Genomic DNA, 22369 nt, shown 5'->3' on the forward strand with positions numbered 1-22369 from the left:
GGCTGCGATCGAGTTGCGGAGAGTAGCGAAAGTCTGTCTGACGCTTGTAGGAATCTTGCACTGCGTTGCGCCAAATGTTGCAGACAAGCTACCGGCAAGTCAACGGTCATCGCTCGCACTCTTGAGTTGTGTGGCATCCCGTTCGATTGACGCGTTGGAATCTGCGCGGGTGGTTGGCCCTCTCCCGCCGTGTTTCGAAACGTTGACGATTCGTTGCCCACGGGTCTGGTGCAGCCGGGACGTTTCGTGGTTGATTCGTCGGACGGACCACGAGTGAGCCGCGTCGATGCGCTGCTCCCGGCCCCGGGCCCTTCGGCAAGGCCCCGTGCGCCGAATCCGGTCCGCCGTGTGTTCACGTCGTTGGCGCCGCAGGAGTCGGCGCGCGCGTGCTGGAGCCCCAGGGGTGAGCCGATGGTGAGCAAGGAACGCGCGGGCGCCGGATCCGCGGAGGAGCCCACCGACCAGCTGGCCCTGCGCCGCACCAACCTGACGAGAACCCTGCGCCACATCAGGAGGAACGGCCCGAGGTCGAGGGCCGCCATCGCCGCCGCGACGGGCCTGCACAAGGCGACGGTGTCGAGCCTGGTGGACGAGCTGCTGACCCGCCGCCTGGTGCGGGAGATCGGAGCCGACCCCTCGGGCGCCGCCCGCCCGGCCCGCGGGATCGCCCTGAGCCCGGACGTGGGCGCCATCGGCATCGAGATCAACGTCGACTACCTGGCCGTCCACGGCGCCGACCTGACCGGCCGCACGGTGATCGAGAAGCGCGTGAGCTTCGACGCCATGCACCGCGACGTGGAGCGCTGCCTCGAGGACCTGACGGAGGCCGCGAGGCGTTCCGTGGCCGAGCTGGTGCGCCGGGGCGTGACGCCGGTCGGCCTGACGGTGGCGGTGCCGGGCCTGGTGGACGTGGCCCGAGGGGTCGTGGTGCTGGCCCCGAACCTGGGCTGGCGGGACGTCCCGGTGGCGGCGAGGCTGGCGCACGGCCTGGCGCCGGGCCTGTGGGTCGGCGTGGACAACGACGCCAACCTGGCCGCGCTGGCCGAGTACACCTGGGGCGTGGCGGCCGGCACCGACGACCTCGTGTACCTGACCGGCGAGGTGGGCGTCGGCGGCGGGGTGATCGTGAACGGCCACCTGCTCAGGGGCGCCGACGGCTTCTCGGGCGAGGTGGGCCACCTGCCGGTGGAGCCGGGCGGCACCCCCTGCGGCTGCGGCCGGGTCGGCTGCTGGGAGACCAAGGTGGGCCTGGCCGAACTGGTCCGCAAGGCCACTCCGGACGAGCCCTACGGCCGCTCGGACGACCCCGTCCCGGACCCGCAGGAGCGCATCGCCGAGATCAGCCGCCGCCTGCAACGCGGCGACGAGGCGGCGACGCGGGCCGTGGAGGAGGTGGGCCGCTGGCTGGGCCACGGCGGCGCCATCCTGGTCAACCTCTTCAACCCGAGGGTGATCGTCCTGGGCGGCTACTTCGCCGAGCTGGCCGACCATCTCATCCCCGCGGCCCAGGCGAACCTGGCGCGCCTGGCGGTGGCCTCAACGGCCGCGAGATGCCACTTCGTAGCGTCCCACCTGGGCTTCACCGCAGCCGCGAGAGGCGGCGCCGGCGTGGTGGTGGAGCGCATGATCGAGGACCCGACGGCGGTGACGCTGACCCCCGCACAACCCCAGCCGGGTGGCGGCCCGCGCCCGCTTCTCCTGACCGGCCCCTGATCCACGTCGCTCTGTTTCGACGGGGTTCGGAATTGTCGTCGGGGGTTCGTTGGAGGGTATTGTTTGAGCGGTCCGGTATCGCGGATTCGGCGGCATTTTCGGCACCGTCGGAGCGTTCCGGAAATGCGATACGGTTCGACGGTGAGGTGTGGTCCGCGGTTTGCGGATCGGGCTGGGCCGGGGGGCGGCAAGTGCCGGATGCGTCTCCGTGCCGGCGTCGTTGCCGCCGCGGCGCTTGGCACCGTCGCCTTTGTTCTCGTTCGGCGAATCGCGGCACGCGGCCAAGGTGGTCGATGTGGCCCGGCGGTAGGCGGGGCGGTCGACTCGCGAACCACCGCCGCCGGCCGCCCGCCGCCTTCGTCCGCGGACGGTGGCTGCTCCGGCTGTTCAAACGCAGCGACCATGTTGGGCTGTTCGGGGGCGGTCGGTTCGGGTGTGGTTGCTTTGTGGGGTGCGGTGGTGGGGGTTTTGGGGCGTTCGGGGGCGGTCGGTTCGGGTGTGGTTGCTTTGCGGGGTGCGGCGGCGGGGGTCGCTGGCGAGGTGCCGCCGTGGATGCGGCGCAGCTTCGCGGCGTGCCGCTGTGCGAGTCCCCAATCGCGATGCCGGGCGTGTTCGCGCCGGAACTGCTCAGCGGCGGGCGAGTAGTTCCGGCGCCGGCTCCGATCCCGCATGGCAGCTATTTCACTTCGCGTGAAAAACTGCAGCTGGCCCATGCCAAGAATTATCCCAGAATTGACCCGAAAACCCGACCTAAGGCCGCACCCGATCGCAAATAGCGCACACTTTGCTCTTGCCGCCGAATGCGTCCACGAATCGCGAAGCCAACAACGCCGGGACTGACGATCGCGTATCCGCGCAACGTGGGAACCGGGAGTGGCGATCGTGTATCAGCGCAGCGTGGGACAGCGGCTGAGGAGTGCCTCGAGAAGAGCGATGAGCTTCAGCGCCGCGTGCGCGCCGTCGTCGTGCAGCGGCACATGCTCGTTTCCCGGCTCGCCGGCGACAAAGGCGCAGACGTCCACGGCCCGCTCCGCACCACGAACGGGTGGTGGCGCGAGCGCAGGGCTCGGATGGCTCCCGTGGCGCGTCCGCGCGCTTCTACCGCGACCTGCTCGAGGCCGCGGACGCCCCGCCCTGGGGCCTGTTCGGCCGGGACCGCGTTCGTCTGGCGTGCCTGTGCCTCGACGGTGGGCCGGTCTCGGGCGATTCCGGCCGGGGCCGTGTTCGTCTGGCGTGCGTGTGCCCCGACGGTGGGCCGGTCTCAGGCGACTCCGGCCGGCCTGAACTGCACCGACACGCGGGGGCCGACCGCGCGGGCCGTCTTGGGTATGCAATGCTCCCAGGTCCGCTGGCAGGAACCGCCCATCACCACCAGGTCGCCGTGGCCGAGCGGGAAGCGGACGCTGTCTCCGCCGCCGCGGGGCCGCAGCAGCAGTGCGCGCGGGGAGCCGAATGACACGATCGCCACCATCGTGTCGAAGCGGGCTCCTCGTCCGATGGTGTCGCCGTGCCAGGCGACGCTGTCGCGCCCGTCGCGATACAGGCACATGCCGGCGGTCATGAAGGGCTCGCCGAGCTCCTCCACGTAATGCGCCGTGAGCCGGCGCCGGGCCTCCGTCAGCAGCGGGTGCGGGAGCGTCTCCTCGGCGGGATACCACCGCAGCAGGCGGGGGACGTCGACCACGTCGTCATACATCTTGCGCCGTTCCGCCCGCCAGTCCACCTCGTGCAGGAGCGTCTGCAGGATGGCGTCGGACCCGAGCACCCAGCCCGGCAGGTGATCGACCCACGCGCCGCGGCTCAGGTGGTGGCGGGTGACCTGCCCGGTCAGGGACCCGAGCGAGGGGCCGGCGACGTCGAACATCGACGGCTGATACGCGAGGTCAATCATGGCTTCGAGTCTACCGGAGTTCGAACACTAGTACGAGCGCAATCCGCCGAACGGGTTGGGGATTTACAGTATGTCGATGTGGTCGTCACGCAAGGTTGATCGGGGTCCGGTTCCGTTCGGCTGTCCGGCCGTGACCAGGGACGATGAGGCGTCCCGTCCCCGTGCCGCGGTCGAGGGTGAGCCGGTGAGGCCAGGCGATGGCGGCCCGCGTCCGAGCGCTGTCGCGAGCGCGAGCGGCGAGGGCTTGAGCGGCGGCCGCGTGAGCGGTGAGGACGTGAGCGGTCAGGATGTGGGCGGCGAGGGCGTCAGCGGCGGCCGCGTGAGCGATGGGGACGTGCGTGGCGGGGGAGTGGGCGGCGAGGGCTTGAGCGGCGGCCGCGTGAGCGGTGAGGACGTGAGCGGTCAGGGGGTGGGCAGCGGGGGAGTGGTCCGCGGTGACGACGGGGTGTGGCACGTGTGCGGGCACGCGGCCGGGCGGGCCGTCCTGCGCAGTGCCGACACCGTGCAGGCGGGGCTCGGCGTGGAGACGGTGGAGAAGCTGCCGCCCAGCATTCGCCGGCCCGTGCTCTATCGGGATGGGGCGGAGCATCGGGAGTACCGTCGGCAAACCGCGAAGTTCTTCACCCCGCGCCGCGTGGACGAGCACTATCGCGGGCTCATGGTCGAGATCGCTGAGCGGCAGCTCGACGTCCTGCGCCGCGACGGGGAGGCCGAGCTCTCCACGCTCAGCTTCCGGCTCGCGATCGACGTGGCCGCCGCCGTGATCGGGCTGACCGAGAGCCGCCCAGGCATCGACGCGCGGCTCGAGCGCTTCTTCCCGGAGAAGTTCGGCCGCCCCGGGTTCACGAGCCTCGCCGGCCTGCGGTGGTTCCTGCGCCAGAACGTGCAGTTCCTCGGGATCTACCTCAAGGACGTGCGCCCGGCGATCCGCCCCCGCCGCCGGGCCCGACGCGACGACCTGATCTCGCACCTGCTGGACGAAGGCTGCCGCGACGGCGAGATCCTGGGCGAGGTGATCACGTTCGCGGCCGCGGGCATGGTGACCACGCGGGAATTCATCAACCTGGCCGCCTGGCATCTCTTCACAGACCAGGACCTGCGCCAACGGTACCATCACAGCCCCGAACCCGCGCGCCACGCCATCCTGCACGAGCTGCTGCGCCTGGAGCCGGTGGTCGGCAACCTCAAGCGCCGCGCCACGGCCCCGATCACCGTGCCCGACGGCGAGCGCACCGAGACGATCCCGGCCGGCGCCGTCATCGACGTGGCCGTGCACGCCACCAACCTCGACCCCGCCGCCGTGGGCCCGGACCCGTGCGCCGTCCGCCCGTCCCGGCCCCTGGCGCAGGGCGTGGCCCCGGCGGCACTGTCGTTCGGCGACGGCGCACATCGCTGCCCCGGCGCGTACGTCGCCATCCAGGAGTCCGACATCTTCCTCACGCGCCTGTTCGCGCTTCCGGGCCTGCGCATGACCAGCCCGCCGAGGGTGACGATGAAGCCGGACATCAGCGCGTACGAGCTGCGCGGCCTCCGCATTGCCGTAGACCGTCCCTGACGCGGGCTCCGGCCCCGCGTTCGCTCCTGGCTCGGCTCCAACCCCGCGTTCGCTCCTGGCTCGGCTCCAACCCCGCGAGCGCTCCCGACTCGCTTAGAGCCCGCGACCCGCCGCGAGATCCGGGCCGGCGGCGGGCGGGCCCGTGCTCGTTCGGTGTTGAACGATTCGCCCATGGTGATGGCCTGGGGTGACGTGCGGCGTGAATGCCCGTATCGTGAGAGCGGCTCGAATGTTGGAAGGTGTTGAGCCCGATGAGTCCCGCCGATCGTTTCGCCGTGTTCCCCGAATTCAACGTGACCGTCGAGCCGTTGCCCAACCAGGCGCTGCGCGTGCGCGTCGCCGGCGAGGTGACGCTGGAGAACGTGGGCGAGCTGCGCACGGTGCTCTTGCGCGCCATCGACGACGTCCGCGCCCGTGCCGTCGAGGTCGACCTGAGCCTGGTGACCTTCATCGACTCGACCGGCATCGGCAAGCTCGTCAGCGCGCGCGCTCACGCCATCACGAACAACAGCGACCTGTGGATCGTGAACCCCAGCCCGGGGGTGCGCCGCGTCCTGAGCCTCCTCGGCCTGATGGAGATCCTGGGCACCCCGACCGGCACGAGCGGCTGGGCCCCGCCGAAGTCCGCCTGAGGATTCCCGCTCGCAAGGCGCGAACAAGGCGGATCGCGCGCGAAGGGCGAACGCCAACCGGCCGAGCGAGCGCCGGCGCGGGGATGGTCGAGCAACGCCTGGGGGAGCCGGGTGCCGGCCTTCCTCTAACAGCGGCGCCGGGCGAGCCCCGAGGCCGCAGTAAACGAACGCGTGCCGGGGGAGCCGCGGCGGTCGCGACGGCGGCTTCGGTCCCGTCGGGCCAGTCGAGCAGCGCCGGGGCAGAGCCCCCGCAGACGCGGCGGAGGCGGTCCTGACAAAGCTAGTCGAGCAGCGCCTGGGCGAGTCGATGCACGCCCTCCTCCAGCAGCGCCGGGGGAGCCGCGGCGAACGTGAGGCGCAGGTGCGGCGCGTCCGGCTCGGCGGCGTACCAGGGCCGTCCCGGGAAGACCACCACGTGCCGGGCCGCCGCGGCGGTCGTCACGGCCACGTCGTCGGTCCCGTCGGGGAGGCGGAGCCAGGCGTGGAGGCCTCCGCGCGGTACCGGCGGCGGATCCAACGCCGGCAGATGGCGCCGGATCGCGTCGAGGAGGGCGTCGCGGCGCGTGCGCAGGGCCGCTCGCAGCGCCCGGAGGTGCCGCGGCCACGCCGGTGAGGTCACGAAGTCCAGGGCGGCCTGCTGCAGCGGGCCCGACACGAAGAAGTCGTCGAGCACGCGGGCCGCACGCAGCCGGGCGCCGGCCGGGCCCCGGGCGCCGATCGCGGCCACGCGCAGGCCGGGCGCGGCGGACTTCGTGAGCGAGCGCAGGTACACCACGTGGCCGTCCGTGTCGGCGCAGACCAGCGGCGGCGGGGGATCGGCGTCGATGGCGAGGTCGCGCGCGTAGTCGTCCTCGAGCAGGAACGCGCCCGCGGCCCGGACCTCGGCCAGCACCCGCTCGCGGCGCCCGGGTGCGAGCGTGGCCCCGTGCGGGTTGGCGAACATCGGCTGGCAGTAGAACAGCCGGGCGCCGGTGCGCCTGAACGCGGCGGCGAGCAGGTCGGGGCGCACCCCGGCGGCGTCGGCCGGCACCGGCACGACGCGCAGGCCGGCGGCGCGGGCGGCGGCGAGCGCGCCGAGATACGTCGGGGACTCCACCAGCACCGTGTCGCCCGGCGCGGCCAGCGCGCGGAACGCGGTCGAGAGCGCCGCCTGCCCGCCCGGGCAGATGACGAGGTCGTCGGCGCGCAAGGCCCCGGCGCCCCGGGCGAACCAGGCGCGCAGGTCCTCGCGCCCCTCGGCCGGCCCGCGCTGCCAGCTCGAGGGGTGCCGGGCCGCCCGTGCGAGCGCGGCGCCGAGCGTGGCGGCCGGCTGGAGGTCCTCGTCGAGGTACCCGCTCGACAACGGGATCGCCCCCGGCCGCGGTACCGCCAGCAGCGCCGACATCGCGTCCTCGCCCGCCGGCCGCGGCCCGAGCGCGATCGACTGCCACGAGAGGTCGGGCGCGGGCGCGGCCGCGGCGCGCGCGGCGACGAACGTGCCCCGCCCGGGCTGCGTGTCGAGCAGCCCTTCGGCGGCCAGCGTCCGGATCGCGCGGCTGACGGTGATCGGCGACGCCTGGTGCCGCGCGGTGAGCTCCCGCACGGTGGGCAGCCGGCTCCCGGGCGCCGACCCGGTCGCGACGGCGCGCAGATCTTGGATAACGCGATCGGCTGCGTTATCGTCATTCATGAGAAGCAAGGATAACGTTACCCGCTCGGATGCGATAACGGGGGCCGCGCTCGGCGCGCTGGGCGTCCTCGGGTTCAGCATGTCGCTGCCGGCCACGCGGGTGGCCGTCGAGCACCTGGACCCGTGGTTCGTCGCGTTCGGGCGGGCGGTCGGCGCGGGCCTGCTGGCCGCGGCCTATCTGGCGCTCGTCCGCGCCCCGCGCCCCACCGCGGTCCAGTGGCGCCGCCTCGCCGTGGTCGCGCTGGGCGTCGTGGCGGGCTTCCCGATGTTCACGAGCCTGGCCCTGCAGACGAGCACCGCCGCCCACGGCGCCGTCGTGGTCGCGCTGCTGCCCGCGATGACGGCCGGCTTCGCGGTCCTGCGCGCCCGGGAGCGCCCGACCCCGGCCTTCTGGCTCGCGGGCGCGGCCGGCCTGCTGGCGGTCCTCGTGTTCCTGGTGCTGAGCGGCTCCGTCTCCGGCGCGCTCGGCCCCGCCGACCTGTTCCTGCTGGCGGCGATCGTGCTGTGCGGCCTCGGGTACGCCGAGGGCGGCGCCCTGGCCCGCGAGCTCGGCGGCGCGCGCACGATCTGCTGGGCGCTCGTGCTCGCCCTGCCCGCCACGGTCGCCATCACCACGGTGGCCGCGCTGCGCCACCCGCCGGCCGCTCCCGCCGCCGGATGGGCCGGCTTCACCTACCTCACCGTGATCTCGATGTTCCTGGGCTTCTTCGCCTGGTACGCCGGTCTGGCCCGCGGCGGCGTCGCCCGCGTGGGGCAGACCCAGCTCGCCCAGCCCGTCCTCACGCTGGCGTGGTCCGCGTGGCTGCTGCACGAGCACGTCCCGCCGGTCGCCCTCGCCGCCGCCGTCCTGGTCCTCGCCTGCGTGGCGCTGACCCAGCGGCTCCGGTTCGAGAAGCCGAAGGCCTACGGCCCGGACCGCGTCACCACCTGATCGCACCGTGGAGGCGCACGATGGACGGGCACAATGGGGTCGTGCGCATCGCCTTCGCGGCCGACGACAGCAACGCGACCACCGAGGCCGTCCTCGCCCACCTCGCCGAGGCCGGTCACGACGTGCTGCGCCTCGGCGAGCAGCCCTGGCCCGGCCTCGGCGCCGGGGTGGGGCGGGCCGTGGCCGAGGGCCGCGCGGATCTGGGTGTCGTGATGTGCTGGACCGGCACCGGCACGGCCATCGCGGCCAACAAGGTCCCCGGGGTCCTCGCCGCCGTGGCCTGGGACCCCTGGGTCGCCCGCGGGGCCCGCCTCTGGAACGACGCCAACGTCCTCGCGATGAGCCTCAAGCGCCTCGCCCCGGACGTCGCCGTCGAGGTGCTCCGCGCCTTTCTCGAGACCCCCGGGCCGGACCCGGACGAGGCCGGGAACATCGCGCTGCTGAGGGGGCTGGACGACGACTGAGGCACGCGTCGCGGCCGTCGGACAAGAATCGGTAACGCAGGCAACCGTTTGCGCGCTCGCGGTCTGACCGGCGGCCCGCTGCGCGGTGACCAATCCGTTATCCGGCAATGAAGTTCCCGACGCAACCGGGCCGGGCCGCCCGAGGTCTTTGCACAATGACGGCGACGAACATCGCCGTCCACGTGACGTAGCAACGCCATCGTCAACCGACATCCGGCGACCCACACGGTGGGCGTGGTGCATGCCCGCGCCCTGTGCACAGTGGACGGTCCACTGTGCACACGTTTCGAGCCGCATCCGAGCGGCACGCCGTGGAGGGCCGAAGCGGACGCCGGCCGATGGGTGCTGCCTGCGTCCGGGACCCCGAATCCGCGGCCCTACAACCGCGGCACCCTGAAAGGCCCTGCTCGTGAACATGACGTATGCACATATGAGAAGGCGTGCGATGGTGGCCGGTGCGGCCGCCGCGGCGCTCGCGCTGTCGGCCTGCGGAGGCGGCTCCAGCGGCGACGATACCAGCAAAAACAACGGTCAGAAAGGCTCCGGGGGTTACAACGCGGCCATCAGCGGTGTGCTGAACCCGTCCGACAAGAAGGGCGGCACGCTCAAGCTCACCACCAACCCCGACCCCGACTCGTGGGACCCGGCGATCGCGTACTACGCGAGCGAGTGGAACATCATGAAGGGGTTCTACGTTCGTACGCTGCTGGCCAACGAGTCCAAGCCGGGCGCCGACGGGCTCAAGCTCGTGGGTGACCTCGCGACCGAGGTGCCCAAGCCGACCGACAACGGCACGACGTACACCTTCCACCTGAAGCCGAACGTCAAGTTCGAGGACGGCGCGCCCGTCACCTCGAAGGACATCAAGTACGGCATCGAGCGCATCTTCGCCTCCGAGGTCGTCAACGCCGGCCCGAAGTGGCTCGTGGAGGCGCTCGACCAGGGCCAGAACTACCCCGGCGCGTACAAGGACCCCGACCCGAACAAGCTCGGCCTGAAGTCCGTCGAGACGCCGGACGACAACACCATCGTGTTCCACCTGGCCAAGCCGAACTCGGATCTCCTCTACTGGCTGCAGATGCCGGCGTCGAGCCCGGTGCAGCGCTCCAAGGACACGGGCACGCAGTACGCCAACCACCCGCAGTCCACCGGCCCGTACAAGTTCGAGTCGTGGGAGCAGGGCAAGAAGCTCACCATGGTCCGCAACGACCAGTGGGACCCGGCGACCGACACCGTGCGCAAGGCGCTGCCGGACCGCATCGAGATCACCTACGGCACCGCGGTCGACGAGATCGACAACCAGCTGCTGTCCAACGAGGTCGACCTGGACATCGCGCAGACCGGCGTCCAGCAGGGCGCGCAGCCGAAGATCCTGCTCGACCCGGAGAAGAAGAAGAACGCCGACGCGCCGGTGACGGGCTTCATCCGCTACGTCGCCATCAGCACCAAGGTCGCGCCGTTCGACAACATCCACTGCCGCAAGGCGGTGCAGTACGCGCTGGACAAGACCGCGATGCAGACCGCCCGCGGTGGCGCGGAGGCCGGCGGTGACATCGCCACGAACATGCTGCCGCCGACGATCAACGGCCACGACCCGGCCGACGACCTGTTCAATACCAAGTCCGGCAAGCCGCAGATCGACAAGGCCAAGGAAGAGCTCGCGGCGTGCGGCAAGCCGAACGGCTTCGAGACGGTCATCGCGACGCGCAACCAGGGCAAGGAGCCCAAGACCGCTGAGGCACTGCAGCAGTCGCTCGCCGCGGTCGGCATCACCGCGAAGCTCGACCCGCAGGACTCGGGCCTGTACTTCCGCTCCACCATCGGCTCGCCCAGCAACGTGCACAACAAGGGCTACGGCCTGATGATGGCGGGCTGGGGCGCCGACTACCCGGCGGCGTCGGGCTTCCTGAAGCCGCTCGTCGACGGCCGGGCCATCTCCGAGTCGGGCAACAACAACTACGCCGAGCTGAACGACCCGGAGATCAACTCGCTCATCGACCAGGCCGCGGCCGAGGCCGACCCGGCGAAGAACGCCGAGATCTGGAAGCAGATCAACCGCAAGGTGTCGGAGTCGGCGGCCTACATGCCCTTCACCTACGACAAGGCGCTCAACTACCGCAACCCGCGGCTGACCAACGTCTACATCACGCAGTACTACGGCATGGTCGACTTCGTCAACCTGGGCGTCATGAGCTGACCGCTGCATGCAACGTGCCGGGTTGACGAGGGACTTCCCGGCACGCGCGGTCAACCGGCCGGCTGCTCTGCCTCCTTGAGCGGCCGGCCGTCGTCGCGCCCTCGTGCGGGTCCTCGTGCGGGTCCTCGTTCAGTACGCGACATTGACCCGGCGGCGGATCCACTCCGGCTCGTCGAGGGCCCGGAACATCGCATCCGCCACGTCGGCGCGCGACAGCGTCCGTCCACCCCGGACGTTCACGTCGAGCACCGTCCGATATGGACGGTTCGGCCCGTCGGTCAGCCGGGGCGGCGCGATCAGCGTCCAGTCGAGGTCGCTGTCGCGCAGCACCCGCTCGGCCACGGCCAGGTCCGCGAACCCCTCGCCGAGGATGCGTTGCAGGAGCGGCTTGACGACGTGCCGCGTGACCGGCCCGTCGCCGCGGTCCGTGACCCGCCCCGCGGCGTCGACGGTGACGATCCGCCGCACGCCGGTCGCCAGCATCGCGGCGACCTCGGCCCGGGCCCCGTCGGCCTGCACCGTGCTGCGCGCCCCCGGCTCCCGGCTCCGGCGCGCCTTCACCTCCGCGGGCCGCATCCCGAGCGCCGACAGCACCGCGTCCCGCCCGGCGACCGCGGCCGCCAGCGCCCCGGCGTCGCCGAAGCCGGCCACCACCACCTCGCAGCCGAGGTCGACGGGCCGCCGCGAGACCGCGGTCAGCTCGTGCCCGCGCGCCCGGCCCTGCCGGATGAGCTCGCGACCGATCCCGCCGGTCGCCCCGAACACGGTCAGCTTCATGCCTGCCGCCCCCCCTGTCGGTTAGTAAGTACTCACTAACCCCTACGATGGCACGTGACCACGAGTTTCGGAAGGGGTGCCGGTTGGCGACGACGCGCGATGTGATCCTCGACGCCGCGGCGCGCGTGCTGCGCGAGCGCGGCCTCGCCAACGCCACGACGAAGGAGATCGCGCGCGAGGCGGGCTTCTCCGAGGCGACGCTCTACAAGCACTTCCGCGACAAGCTCGAGCTCATGGTCGTGGTCCTGCACGAGCGAGGCCCGCAGTTCATCCCGATGCTCATGACCCTGCCGGGCCGCGCGGGCTCGGCCCCGGTCCGCGACATCCTGACCGAGCTGGCGACCGTGTGCATCACGTTCTACCGCGACGGCTTCCCGATGTTCGCGTCGATCTTCTCGGACCCCGCGATCCTGGCCGCCCACCGCGACCACCTGCGTGCGCGCAACCTGGGCCCGCACCGCGCGAACGAGGGCCTGGCCGCGTACCTGCGGGCCGAGCAGGCGCTGGGCAACATCGCGGCGGACGCCTCGCCGGAGGCCCTGGCCGGCCTCATCCTCGGCGCGTGTTTCCAGCACGCGTTCATCACGTTCTTCGCCCCCGAACCGGTCGCGGACGACGAGGCGGCGGCGGCCTTCATCGCGGGCCTGCGGCTCTAGCGGGCCGGCCTTGACCACCGCGGAGGCCGGGATTCCTGGCGGGAGCGACGGCCCGGACCACCGCGGACCCGAGCCATGAGCTTCTAGAACCTGACGATGAGCGCTATCCGGCCGTCGCCGGCGAGGCTTTCGTCGCCGACGAAGGTGACCTCGCCGCCTTGGCGGGCCACGGTTTCGACGATGTCGTCGACGGCGTCGTCGAGGAGCACGCCCGGCGCGTCGCGGTGGGGCTCCTGGTCGGGCGGGTGCAGGTGGTCGTCGTGGACCCAGGCGGGGCTGTGGAAGCCCTCCTCGACCAGCAGGTGCGCGCCGCGGCCCTGGTGCGCGAGCGACCAGCACTCGGCCAGGCCGGCCGCGAACCGGTTCGCGCCGCGCGCCGCGTCCAGCGCCTCGAGGGCCGCGACCTGCTCCATCGCCGTGTACGCGGCCAGGCGCGGGGCCAGCAGCTCGTACACCTCGTGCGCGCCCGCGTGGTCGTAGTTGCCCAGCACCGTGCCGGCGAACGGGCGCGGCCACTCGGCGGCGAAGTGCGCGAGGTAGCGGTCGACCCCGAGCACGAACACCGGCCGCGGGTCGAGCCGGTCGACCTCGCCGAGCGCGGTCGCGATGTCGCGGAAGAAGCGCCGGTGCCGCTCGCGCTCGTGCTTGCTCGGCTCCTGCCCGTAGTCGCGCGGTAGCCCCATGCCCTCGTGCGTGAACGGGAACCCGTGCGTGGTCACCTCGACGAGCTCGGCCCCGTCGCCGCTCCACAACCGTGTGGGCTGCTCGGACAGGACGACGGCCCAGTACCGGTGGCGCCGCGCCGCGTCGGCGACGACGTCGCGCACCTCGAACGTCTCGGCGATGACGACCCGCTCCTGCACCGGGGAGTCGAGCACGCGCACGTGCACCTGCCCGGGCGAGGCGAACACCGCCAGCCCGTCGCCGGTGTGTCGCATGTCGACCTGTCCGGCGGCCGTGGCGATCTCGTCGTACACCTGCGTGGCCACCTCCCGCGGCACCGTCTCGTCGTGCTCGAGCCGCCGCCGCGCCTCCGCGAGCAGGTTGCGCAGCCGAATCGGGTCCTGCAGGTTCTCCGGCGCCGTGCGGTGGGTCGGCATGAGCAGGGACACCGCCGGGTACCCGCTCGGGGTCAGGGTCGCGAGGTCCTTCACCGTCATGTGCCCACGGTCCCGCGCACACCGCCGCCCGGGGTCGCCTCCGGAGGGTCAACGTCCGCGGCATTTCCATGGCTCGGGCCCGCGGTGGTCCGGACCGTCGCTCCCGCCAGACATCCCGGCCTCCGCGGTGGCAGGACCGCACCAGGGCGCCCTCACCCGGGGCGCCGTACCCGTCACCCGCCCGGATGAGCGCCAGGTGGCCGCCGGTCCGGCCGGAGTCCCACGCCGAGATGGTTGTAAACGCGTCGGGCGGGGGAGATGGTGGCCGGGGTATCGCCGGAGTTACACGTGTGCGTGAGTTCAGTCACCAGGCGTTGGCTGATCTTGCGGAGTGTGCAAGTTTGAACTGAGGCAAGCCTCCACTTCACGGGGAAAGGCGAGGTGGTTGCATGGGACGTGGTCAACCGGTCGGCTGGGCGGCACACCGCCGGGCCGTCGATACCCTCAAAGCTTCCTATGCCGCGATTCCACTCGGCGACACGGTGCGGCTGGCGAAGAAGACCTCGAATCTGTTCCGGCCGCGCGCCGAGGTGCACCACGGGCTGGACGTCAGCGGGCTCGGGGGGGTGATCGAGGTCGACCCCGCGGCGCGCACGGCCGAGGTGCAGGGCATGTGCACGTACGAGGACCTGGTCGACGCCACCCTCCCGCACGGGCTCATGCCGCTCGTCGTACCGCAGCTGCGCACCATCACCCTCGGCGGCGCCGTCACCGGGCTCGGGATCGAGGCCACCTCGTTCCGCCACGGGCTGCCGCACGAGTCGGTGCTGGAGCTGGACATCCTGACCGGCGCCGGCGAGGTGCTCACGGCGCGGCCCGACAACGAGCACGCGCAGCTGTTCGAGGCGTTCCCGAACTCGCTCGGCAGCCTCGGGTACGCCACCCGCCTGCGCATCGAGCTGATGCCGATCGCCGCCGGGGTGCGCACCAGCAACGTGCGCTTCGACGAGCTCGACGATCTGCTCGAGGTCGTCGGCGAGGTGATGAAGACCGGGCAGTACGAGGGCCGGACGGTCGACGTCATGGACGGCGTCGTGTTCCGGCCGGGCGAGTCCTACCTGGTGCTGGGCCACTTCACCGACGAGCCCGGCCCGTCCAGCGACTACGCCGGGCAGGACGTCTACTACCAGTCGCTGCGCGCCAAGGCCGGCGATCGTCTCTCCGCCTACGACTACCTGTGGCGCTGGGACACCGACTGGTTCTGGTGCTCGGCCGCGTTCGGGGCGCAGATCCCCGCCGTGCGCCGGCTGTGGCCGCGGCAGTACCGCCGCTCCGACGTGTACCACCGCATCGTCCGCCTCGAGAACCGCTACGGCTTCGCCGCCAAGGTCGGCCGCTGGCGGGGCGAGCTCGACCGCGAACGGGTCGTGCAGGACGTCGAGCTGCCACTCGAACGCACGGGCGACTTCCTGCGGTGGTTCGCCCGGGAGGTACCGATGGCGCCGCTCTGGCTCTGTCCCCTGCGACTGCGGGAGCGGGAGTGGCCGCTCTACCCGATGCATGCCGGGCAGGCCTACGTGAACGTCGGCTTCTGGGGCACCGTGCCGATCGAGCCGGGCCGCGCCGACGGCGACGTGAACCGCCTCATCGAGGACAAGGTCTTCGAGCTCGGCGGCCACAAGTCCCTCTACTCCGATGCCTACTACGACCGGGAGACCTTCGACCGGCTCTACGGCGGTCCCGCGTACCGCGCCGCCAAGGACCGCTACGACCCCGGTCACCGATTGACCGACCTCTACGACAAGGTTGTGGGGCGCAGATGACCAGCACCTATCGTCCGACGAACACTCAAGGATCCGTACCCGGCCAGCCCCGCCGCCGGCCCCCCGTGCCCAAGGTCGCCGACATCGTCCGGGCCGTCACCAACAGCGAGCCGACGGTCCGCATCACCGCCTACGACGACAGCGCGGTCGGTCCCGCGGACGCCGCGATCGGCCTGCACGTCGCGTCCGAGCGGGGCCTGTCCTACGTGCTCACCGCGCCCGGCGATCTCGGCATGGCCCGCGCGTACGTCACCGGCGACCTCGAGGTCCGCGGCGCCCACCCCGGCGACCCGTACCCGGCCCTCGCGGCGCTCGCGAACGGCCTGCAGCTGCGGATGCCCTCCGCGAGCGAGGCGCTGCGGCTGGTCCGCGGCCTCGGCTGGGAGCGCCTGCGCCCGCCGCCGCCCCCGCCGCAGGAGGCGACCCCGGGCTGGAAGCGCACCCTCGCGGGCCTCGGCCTGCGCCACGCCAAGGGCCGCGACGCCGACGCGATCCACCACCACTACGACGTCTCGAACCGCTTCTACGAGATGGTGCTCGGCACGTCGATGACGTACACCTGCGCCTGCTTCCGCTCCGAGTCCGACTCGCTCGAGCAGGCGCAGGCGAACAAGTACGACCTCGTGGCCGGCAAGCTCGCGCTCAAGCCGGGCCAGCGCCTGCTCGACGTCGGCTGCGGCTGGGGCGGGATGGTGCGGCACGCGGCGCGCGAGTACGGCGTGCGCGCCCTCGGCGTGACGCTCTCGCGCGAGCAGGCCGAGTGGGCGCAGGAGGCGATCGAGCGGGAGGGCCTCGGCCACCTGGCCGAGGTACGGTACCTCGACTACCGCGACGCCCCCCTCGAGCACTTCGACGCCGTCAGCTCCATCGGCCTCACCGAGCACATCGGCGTGCGAAACTACCCGCGCTACTTCGGGGCGCTGCGCGATCGCCTCAAGCCGGGCGGCCGCCTGCTCAACCACTGCATCACCCGCTCGGACAACCGCGCCTCGCACAAGCCGGGCGCCTTCATCGACCGCTACGTCTTCCCCGACGGCGAGCTGGCCTCGCCGGGCCGCCTCGTGAGCGCCGTGCACGACGCCGCGTTCGAGGTGCAGCACGAGGAGAACCTGCGCCTGCACTACGCGCTGACCCTCGCCGGCTGGAACCGCAACCTGGTCGAGCACTGGGACGCGTGCGTGAACGAGGTCGGCCTCGGCACCGCGCGGGTCTGGGGCCTCTACATGGCCGGCTCGCGGCTCGCGTTCGAGCGCAACGAGATCCAGCTGCACCAGATCCTCGCGACGAAGACGACGAAGGACGGCGTTTCCTCGTACCCGCTGCGGCCCGACTGGACCGCCTGACACCACGTGCCGCCTGCCGCGGGCGGCCGGGTTCGTGCCCCGGCCGCCCGCGCTCGCGTCTCCAGCGGGCGGCGACGGTTTTCTGCGGATGGCGGGGCGACAGGCCGCTCGCGCGCGATCGCGGCTCGTCGGCGGGCGGCGACGGTTTCTGCGGAGGGCCGGGCGTGGACAGGCCGTTCGCGACCCCGGCGTCGGCTCGTCAGCGCGTGGGCGATGACGACGGCGTGGCGACGATGACCGTTCCGCACGCCGGACGCCCGATGTGCCCGGCCGTCAGCGATAAATCCGGACAAGCGAGCTTGTCCGGATTTATCGCTTATATCACCATGTAGCGGGTTGTCATCGCCCGGACGAAGGCGGACGTATCCGACTGCGGCGGTCGAATCGCGGCTCTCGGCTTTCTCCCAGGGAGAATCCAGTTTCGTGGCAGCCGCGGCGTGCAATCTGGACATCATGAGTGACCAGGACCGCCAGTGGAGCACTGCGGAGCCCGCCGAGACGCCCGGCCCCGCTTCGAAGCCGGAAGAGCTCGCCGCTCCGCCGCAGCCGCCCCAGGCATCCTGGCCCCCACCGACCCCGCCCGCCGTGAACCCGCCGACGCCTGCCGCCGCGAACCCACCGGCCCAGTACAACCCGGCCCCGTCCTCGGCCGCGCCGGCCCAGTACCACCCAGCCCCGTCCTCGGCCCCGCCGGCCTGGATGACCCCGTCAGACCCGAGCGCCCAGGCCTCAGCGCCGCCCGCCTACCCGGCCTCGGCCCCGCCGGCCGCCATGAGCTCCGCGCCCCCGGCCCCGCCGCACCCGCCCGTGTTCGCGCCCCCAGGCGGCGCCGTCACCGCGCCCCAGCCCGTCGTCGCGCCGCCCGGCTCCCCCTGGAGCCGCCCGGCGACGAACGGCCATGCCTACCCGGCGACCCACCCGACGCAGCAGCTCCCGGCCAACGGCCACCCGACGGGCACCTTCGCCACGACCCCGATCTCCACCGGCGCCCCCTACGGCCACAGCCCGGGCGCCTTCCCGCAGGCCGGCCACCCGTACGGCCCGCCGCCCGGATACCCGCCGCACCCCGGCCAGCCCGGGTACGGCCAGCCGGGAGGGCAGCGCGGCGGACGGGTAGGCCTGCTCATCGTGGGAGCCGTCGTGCTCGCGCTGCTGTCGGCGTTCGGCGGGGGACTGGTCGCGACCCAGCTCGCCGGCGACAAGCAGGCCGCGTCGCCCTCCGTGGTGTCGCAGAACCCGGCCCCCAACCTGGACCGGTCCTCGGTCGGCGGGGTGGCGGAGACGGTGCTGCCCAGCGTCGTGGACATCAGCACCGGCGAGGCCGAGGGCTCCGGCGTCATCATGACCGCCGACGGGCAGGTCATCACCAACAACCACGTGGTGGCCGGGGCCACGAAGCTCCAGGTCACCTTCAGCACCGGCAAGACGGCCGCGGCGACCGTGGTCGGGACCGACCCGGCCGGCGACATCGCCGTGATCAAGATCCAGGGCGTGTCCGGGCTCACGCCGGCCAAGTTCGGCGACAGTGACGCGCTGCGGGTCGGCGACACCGTGCTCGCGGTCGGCTCCCCGCTCGGCCTGCAGGGCTCCGTGACGGCCGGGATCGTGAGCGCGCTGCACCGTACGATCGAGGGCGAGCAGGGCGGCAAGTCCATCGCCGACGCGATCCAGACCGACGCCGCCATCAACCCCGGCAACTCCGGCGGTGCCCTGGTCAACCTGCGCGGCGAGGTCGTCGGCATCAACACCGCGATCGCCACCGCGGGGGAGAACAGCGGCAACATCGGCGTCGGGTTCGCCATCTCCGCCAACCGCGCCCGCTCCTCGGCCGACCAGCTCGCCAAGGGCGGGAAGGTCAGCCACCCGTACCTCGGTGTGCAGCTCACCGACGGCAACGGCGGCGCCCTCATCGGCGGCGTGGTCGCGGGCGGCCCGGCGGACAAGGCCGGCCTGAAGACCGGCGACCTGGTGACGAAGTTCGGCTCGGCGACGGTGAACGACGCGACCGGCCTCATCAACGCGGTCCAGGGCGCCAAGGCCGGCGATAAGGTCCAGGTCACCATCAACCGCAACGGCAGCGAGCAGACGGTCACCGTCACGCTCGGCGAAGCCCCCTAGTCCAAGATTCCTTTCGCAGCAGCGGCCCGCGTTCGCCACAACGCGGGCCGCTGCGTTTTCCCCGGACGCGCGGCGGCAGAATGGCGGGATGGACGATCAGCGGTACTGCCGCCTGCGCGTGATCGGCGACAACCTCGACCTGACCGGCTCGCCCGCGGCGCTGCGGGCGCTCGCCGACCTCCTGCGCGAGGCCGGCCCGGCCGTGCGGGTGCCGATCCGCAACGGCGCCGTGGAGCAGGAGCGGGCCGAGGGGCCGCTGGTGATCGAGCTGCGCGGCTCGCCCACCCTGCACCTGCGCGGGGGCGACGACGGGCTCAAGGACGTGTGGGCCGCGCTGGAGGCGGTCGCCGCCGAGGCGCCCGTGGCCGGCCAGCCCGCGCCGCACCGGCACGTCGAGCAGCTCGTCATCACGGCCGAGGCGGAAGCGGCCGACGAGGACCTCTAGGGGCGCACCGCGACCGCGGCCAGGGTCGCGTACGAGTCCGGTTCGGCGACGGGCTCGTCCGGGCGCCACGCGGGCCCGTGCACCACGCCGGGCTCGACCAGGTCCCAGCCCTCCAGGAGCCCGGCCAGCTCGCCCCGGTCGCGCAGCACCATCGGCGTCCCGGTGCGCGTGTACAGGTCGGCGAGGTCGCCCACCTCCCCGGTCGCGTGGGACAGCGCGATGAGGCTGCCGGGCGCGAGCGCGTCGCGGTACGTGCGCAGGGCCGCGCGCAGCTCCGGCGTGTCCGGGACGAAGTGCAGGATGGCCACGAGCAGCAGGCAGACCGGGCGCGTGAAGTCCAGCAGGGCCTTGACCTGGGGATCGCCGAGGATCTGCTCGGCGTCGTGCAGGTCGGCCTGGATGACCGCGGTGGACGGGTTGCCGGCCAGGATCTGCCGCGCGTGCACGACGGCGGTGGGGTCGACGTCGACGTACACCACCCTCCCGGACGGCACGATCTCGTGGACGTTGCCCTCGGTCGGAATCCCCGAGCCGATGTCGAGGAACTGCACCACCCCGCGGGAGGCGGCGTACCGCACCGCGCGGTGCAGGAACGCCCGGTTGGCCCGGGCGATGCGCGGGAGGTCGGGGATGAGCGCGAGCGCGCGGGCGGCCACGGCCCGGTCCACGGCGAAATTGTGCCGCCCGCCGAGGTAGTGATCGTAGATGCGGGCGGCGCTGGGCCGGTTCGGGTCAACGCTCATATGTCACATGTTCCCGAAATGTCCGAAGTCTAAAACGCAAAGTCACGATTCTTCTACTCTTGGTGAAATGCGGTGGACGGAGCGCCTGGCCGAGAGCCTGCTCGAAGTGGCGCCCGACCCCCTGATCATCTCGAGCTACGACGGGCGGATCGTGCTGGCCAACGTCGCCGCCCGGGCGCTGTTCGGCCGCGAGGACCTGTCCGGATGCGCCGTCGACGTGCTCGTGCCGGCCGACGGGCCCTCGATGGTGCCCCGGCTTGCCGCGTACATGGACGGCGAGCACCCCGCGGTCCGCACCGGCCAGCCGCTGACCATGATGCGCGGCGACGGCTCGCAGTTCCTGGCCGACATCACGCTCTCGGTCATCCGCAACGACGACGGGCCGCTGCTGGTGGCCACCATCCGCGACACGGGCGCGGAAGGGTTCGACCCCGCCCAGTCGCTGCTCGCCTCGATCGTGCAGTCCTCGCACGACGCGATCGTCACCACCGACCTCGACGGGCGCGTGCTGTCGTGGAACCCGGGGGCCGAGCGCCTCTACGGTTTCGCGGCGGGCGAGATGGTCGGGCGGCCCAAGGACGTCATCATCCCGCCCGACCGGCGCGGGGACGAGGCGGAGATCCGCGCGATCGTCGCGGCGGGCGGGCGGGTCGACCGCTTCCGGACGGTACGGCAGCGCCGCGACGGCACCGAGCTCACCGTGTCGATGCTGGTGTCGCCGCTCACCGGCCCCGACGGGCGCACGGTCGGGGTCACCACGATCACCCGCGACATGAGCGAGCGCGAGCGGGCCGAGGCGCAGGTGCAGGCGGTGCTCGACGCGGCCCCCGACCCGCTGCTGGGCGTCGGCGAGGACGAGCGGATCGTGCTGGTCAACGCCTCGGCCGAGCGCCTCTTCGGCATCGCGCGCTTCGACATGATCGGGATGCCCGTGCGGCGGCTCCTGCCGGGCGGGGTCGACGCGTCGCGGGGCGAGTCCGCGGTCGCCCACCGGCGCGACGGCACCGGGCTGCCCGTCGACATCACGCTGAGCACGCTCAAGGGCGACGACGGCGAGATCACCCTGGCCAGCGTGCGGGACATGACCGAGCACCGGCGGCTGCGGGAGGAGGCGGAGCGGCAGAAGGACGAGGTGCGCCAGCAGCGCACCCAGCGCCTGGAGAGCCTGGGCCAGCTCGCCGGCGGCATCGCGCACGACTTCAACAACCTGCTCGCCGTGATCCTCAACTACGCCGAGTTCATCGTCGAGGACGGCTCCGACACGCCGTTCGCCCTCGACGCCGAGCAGATCCTGCGGGCCGGGCGCCGCGGCAGCGAGCTCACCCACCAGCTGCTCGCGTTCGCCCGCCGCGAGGTGGTGCGCCCGAGGCCGCTGGACGTCAACGCCGTGATCGGCGAGGTACAGCTGATGCTGAACCGCTCGATCGGCGAGCACATCTCGCTGCGCACCTCGCTGGCCGACGGGCTGCCGACCGTGGTCGCCGACCCCGGCCGGCTCGAGCAGGTGCTGGTCAACCTGGCGGTGAACGCCCGCGACGCGATGCCCGGCGGCGGTGAGCTGACCATCGACACCGGGCTCGTGCTCGTCGACGACGGGCACACGGCGGTCCGTGAAGGTCTCACGCCGGGCCCGCACGTGCGCGTCCGGGTCTCCGACACCGGCACCGGCATGCCCCGCGAGGTCATCGAGCAGGCCTTCGAGCCCTTCTTCACCACCAAGCCCAGCGGCGAGGGGACCGGGCTGGGGCTGGCCACCGTCTACGGCATCGTGGCCCAGGCCGGCGGCAGCGTGCAGATCTACTCCGAGCCGGGCGTCGGGACCACGATCACGATCCTGCTCCCGGCCAGCGACGCCGTGCTCGTCGCCGAGGACTCCGCCCGGGTCGCCCGCCCGCCCGGCCGCGGCCAGACCGTGCTCGTCGCCGAGGACGAGCCGGCGCTGCGCGAGGTGACCACGCGAATCCTGCGCCGGGGCGGCTACACGGTGCTCTCCGCCGCCGACGGGGTCGCCGCGCTCCAACTCGCCTCCGAGCACGGCGGCGCGATCCACCTGCTGCTCACCGACGTGGTGATGCCGAGCATGCTCGGCCGGGTGCTGGCCGAGCGGGTGCTGCAGCTGCGCCCGGCGACCCGGGTGCTGTTCATGTCCGGCTACGCGCAGCCCGTGCTCACCAGCAACGGCATCCTCGACCCGGGCGTGCACCTGCTGGAGAAGCCCTTCACGGGCGCGGACCTGCTCAACGCCGTCGCGGACCAGCTGGCGAGCGTGTGAAGCGCGAGCTTGTGAAAATGGACGTTCATTCATTATTCTG

The 22369-nt window shown here is 72.5% G+C and carries 19 protein-coding genes; 13 read left to right on the forward strand and 6 right to left on the reverse strand.

The annotated features are described in order from the left end of the window. Positions 1-411 precede the first annotated feature (411 nt). Together ABT369_RS00410 and ABT369_RS00415 are read left to right on the forward strand one after the other, a co-directional pair. Positions 412-1713 (forward strand): ROK family protein, encoded by a 1302-nt coding sequence (locus ABT369_RS00410; protein ID WP_350609049.1) that lies wholly within the window; start codon positions 412-414, stop codon positions 1711-1713. Between the two features lie 548 nt (positions 1714-2261). Continuing rightward, positions 2262-2489, forward strand: coding sequence for a hypothetical protein (locus ABT369_RS00415; RefSeq protein ID WP_350609051.1), 228 nt, complete (start codon positions 2262-2264; stop codon positions 2487-2489). 111 nt (positions 2490-2600) lie between these two features. Here the strand turns inward: ABT369_RS00415 and ABT369_RS00420 are convergent, their stop codons facing one another. Continuing rightward, complete coding sequence (locus ABT369_RS00420; protein ID WP_350609053.1) at positions 2601-2735, reverse strand: hypothetical protein; 135 nt, start codon at positions 2733-2735, stop codon at positions 2601-2603. A gap of 239 nt (positions 2736-2974) precedes the next feature. Then, positions 2975-3604: an alpha-ketoglutarate-dependent dioxygenase AlkB gene (locus tag ABT369_RS00425; protein ID WP_350609055.1), complete on the reverse strand. Its 630-nt coding sequence runs from the start codon at positions 3602-3604 to the stop codon at positions 2975-2977. A gap of 274 nt (positions 3605-3878) precedes the next feature. Between ABT369_RS00425 and ABT369_RS00430 the strand changes: the two genes are divergently transcribed. Beyond that, the gene (locus tag ABT369_RS00430; RefSeq protein WP_350609057.1) at positions 3879-5159 is read left to right on the forward strand and encodes a cytochrome P450; all 1281 of its coding nucleotides are present in this window, start codon (positions 3879-3881) and stop codon (positions 5157-5159) included. A gap of 251 nt (positions 5160-5410) precedes the next feature. Next, positions 5411-5791 (forward strand): STAS domain-containing protein, encoded by a 381-nt coding sequence (locus ABT369_RS00435; RefSeq protein ID WP_350609058.1) that lies wholly within the window; start codon positions 5411-5413, stop codon positions 5789-5791. A 280-nt stretch (positions 5792-6071) separates the two neighbouring features. On the opposite strand, the gene ABT369_RS00440 is transcribed toward ABT369_RS00435, so the two are convergent. Then, complete coding sequence (locus ABT369_RS00440; RefSeq protein ID WP_350609060.1) at positions 6072-7460, reverse strand: aminotransferase-like domain-containing protein; 1389 nt, start codon at positions 7458-7460, stop codon at positions 6072-6074. Between ABT369_RS00440 and ABT369_RS00445 the strand changes: the two genes are divergently transcribed. The 3 genes from ABT369_RS00445 (at position 7459) to ABT369_RS00455 (ending at position 11052) form a co-directional block, all read left to right on the forward strand. After that, complete coding sequence (locus ABT369_RS00445) at positions 7459-8391, forward strand: DMT family transporter (protein WP_350609062.1); 933 nt, start codon at positions 7459-7461, stop codon at positions 8389-8391. The two genes, ABT369_RS00440 and ABT369_RS00445, sit on opposite strands and share 2 nt — an antisense overlap. Before the next feature lie 20 nt (positions 8392-8411). Then, entirely contained in the window at positions 8412-8855 is a 444-nt protein-coding gene (locus ABT369_RS00450; protein ID WP_350609064.1) for an RpiB/LacA/LacB family sugar-phosphate isomerase, read from the forward strand. Between the two features lie 445 nt (positions 8856-9300). Next, the gene (locus ABT369_RS00455; RefSeq protein WP_350609066.1) at positions 9301-11052 is read left to right on the forward strand and encodes an ABC transporter substrate-binding protein; all 1752 of its coding nucleotides are present in this window, start codon (positions 9301-9303) and stop codon (positions 11050-11052) included. Positions 11053-11181: 129 nt separating this feature from the next. Here ABT369_RS00455 and ABT369_RS00460 read toward each other — a convergent pair whose 3' ends face one another. After that, positions 11182-11829, reverse strand: coding sequence for an NAD(P)-dependent oxidoreductase (locus tag ABT369_RS00460; protein ID WP_350609068.1), 648 nt, complete (start codon positions 11827-11829; stop codon positions 11182-11184). A gap of 83 nt (positions 11830-11912) precedes the next feature. Here ABT369_RS00460 and ABT369_RS00465 point away from each other — a divergent pair, with 83 nt between their 5' ends. Beyond that, positions 11913-12485 carry a TetR/AcrR family transcriptional regulator gene (locus ABT369_RS00465; protein WP_350609070.1) on the forward strand — a complete coding sequence of 191 codons (573 nt, stop codon included), beginning with the start codon at positions 11913-11915 and terminating at the stop codon, positions 12483-12485. Positions 12486-12568: 83 nt separating this feature from the next. Here the strand turns inward: ABT369_RS00465 and ABT369_RS00470 are convergent, their stop codons facing one another. Beyond that, on the reverse strand, positions 12569-13645 hold the full coding sequence (locus tag ABT369_RS00470; protein ID WP_350609072.1) for an AOC03_06830 family ribosome hibernation factor: 1077 nt from the start codon (positions 13643-13645) through the stop codon (positions 12569-12571). Positions 13646-14034: 389 nt separating this feature from the next. On the opposite strand from ABT369_RS00470, the gene ABT369_RS00475 reads away from it, so the two are divergent. The 4 genes from ABT369_RS00475 to ABT369_RS00490 all read left to right on the forward strand — a co-directional run bounded on the left by ABT369_RS00475 (position 14035) and on the right by ABT369_RS00490 (position 19314). Continuing rightward, on the forward strand, positions 14035-15408 hold the full coding sequence (locus tag ABT369_RS00475) for an FAD-binding oxidoreductase (RefSeq protein WP_350609074.1): 1374 nt from the start codon (positions 14035-14037) through the stop codon (positions 15406-15408). Beyond that, positions 15405-16751 (forward strand): class I SAM-dependent methyltransferase, encoded by a 1347-nt coding sequence (locus ABT369_RS00480; protein ID WP_350609076.1) that lies wholly within the window; start codon positions 15405-15407, stop codon positions 16749-16751. The genes ABT369_RS00475 and ABT369_RS00480 overlap by 4 nt, the downstream gene beginning before the upstream one ends. 453 nt (positions 16752-17204) lie before the next feature. Continuing rightward, positions 17205-18869 (forward strand): trypsin-like peptidase domain-containing protein, encoded by a 1665-nt coding sequence (locus ABT369_RS00485; RefSeq protein ID WP_350609078.1) that lies wholly within the window; start codon positions 17205-17207, stop codon positions 18867-18869. A gap of 88 nt (positions 18870-18957) precedes the next feature. Beyond that, positions 18958-19314 (forward strand): hypothetical protein, encoded by a 357-nt coding sequence (locus tag ABT369_RS00490; protein WP_350609080.1) that lies wholly within the window; start codon positions 18958-18960, stop codon positions 19312-19314. Here ABT369_RS00490 and ABT369_RS00495 read toward each other — a convergent pair. Beyond that, positions 19311-20057: an SAM-dependent methyltransferase gene (locus ABT369_RS00495; RefSeq protein ID WP_350609082.1), complete on the reverse strand. Its 747-nt coding sequence runs from the start codon at positions 20055-20057 to the stop codon at positions 19311-19313. The genes ABT369_RS00490 and ABT369_RS00495 overlap by 4 nt on opposite strands. 67 nt (positions 20058-20124) lie before the next feature. On the opposite strand from ABT369_RS00495, the gene ABT369_RS00500 reads away from it, so the two are divergent. Then, a complete protein-coding gene (locus ABT369_RS00500) occupies positions 20125-22329 on the forward strand; it encodes a PAS domain S-box protein (RefSeq protein WP_350609084.1) in 2205 nt (734 codons plus the stop codon). The last annotated feature ends 40 nt before the right edge of the window (positions 22330-22369 follow it).

Origin of the sequence: Dactylosporangium sp. NPDC000244, assembly GCF_040300725.1 — a bacterium.
Lineage (GTDB): Bacteria > Actinomycetota > Actinomycetes > Mycobacteriales > Micromonosporaceae > Dactylosporangium.

What these genes read in the sequence shown, in the direction of transcription:
- ABT369_RS00410 (WP_350609049.1), top strand. Translation starts at nt 412, where the DNA reads ATGGTGAGCAAGGAACGCGCGGGCGCCGGATCCGCGGAGGAGCCCACC.
- ABT369_RS00425 (WP_350609055.1), bottom strand. Translation starts at nt 3,604, where the DNA reads ATGATTGACCTCGCGTATCAGCCGTCGATGTTCGACGTCGCCGGCCCC.
- ABT369_RS00435 (WP_350609058.1), top strand. Translation starts at nt 5,411, where the DNA reads ATGAGTCCCGCCGATCGTTTCGCCGTGTTCCCCGAATTCAACGTGACC.
- ABT369_RS00445 (WP_350609062.1), top strand. Translation starts at nt 7,459, where the DNA reads ATGAGAAGCAAGGATAACGTTACCCGCTCGGATGCGATAACGGGGGCC.
- ABT369_RS00440 (WP_350609060.1), bottom strand. Translation starts at nt 7,460, where the DNA reads ATGAATGACGATAACGCAGCCGATCGCGTTATCCAAGATCTGCGCGCC.
- ABT369_RS00450 (WP_350609064.1), top strand. Translation starts at nt 8,412, where the DNA reads ATGGACGGGCACAATGGGGTCGTGCGCATCGCCTTCGCGGCCGACGAC.
- ABT369_RS00455 (WP_350609066.1), top strand. Translation starts at nt 9,301, where the DNA reads ATGGTGGCCGGTGCGGCCGCCGCGGCGCTCGCGCTGTCGGCCTGCGGA.
- ABT369_RS00460 (WP_350609068.1), bottom strand. Translation starts at nt 11,829, where the DNA reads ATGAAGCTGACCGTGTTCGGGGCGACCGGCGGGATCGGTCGCGAGCTC.
- ABT369_RS00470 (WP_350609072.1), bottom strand. Translation starts at nt 13,645, where the DNA reads ATGACGGTGAAGGACCTCGCGACCCTGACCCCGAGCGGGTACCCGGCG.
- ABT369_RS00475 (WP_350609074.1), top strand. Translation starts at nt 14,035, where the DNA reads ATGGGACGTGGTCAACCGGTCGGCTGGGCGGCACACCGCCGGGCCGTC.
- ABT369_RS00480 (WP_350609076.1), top strand. Translation starts at nt 15,405, where the DNA reads ATGACCAGCACCTATCGTCCGACGAACACTCAAGGATCCGTACCCGGC.
- ABT369_RS00485 (WP_350609078.1), top strand. Translation starts at nt 17,205, where the DNA reads ATGAGTGACCAGGACCGCCAGTGGAGCACTGCGGAGCCCGCCGAGACG.
- ABT369_RS00490 (WP_350609080.1), top strand. Translation starts at nt 18,958, where the DNA reads ATGGACGATCAGCGGTACTGCCGCCTGCGCGTGATCGGCGACAACCTC.
- ABT369_RS00495 (WP_350609082.1), bottom strand. Translation starts at nt 20,057, where the DNA reads ATGAGCGTTGACCCGAACCGGCCCAGCGCCGCCCGCATCTACGATCAC.
- ABT369_RS00500 (WP_350609084.1), top strand. Translation starts at nt 20,125, where the DNA reads ATGCGGTGGACGGAGCGCCTGGCCGAGAGCCTGCTCGAAGTGGCGCCC.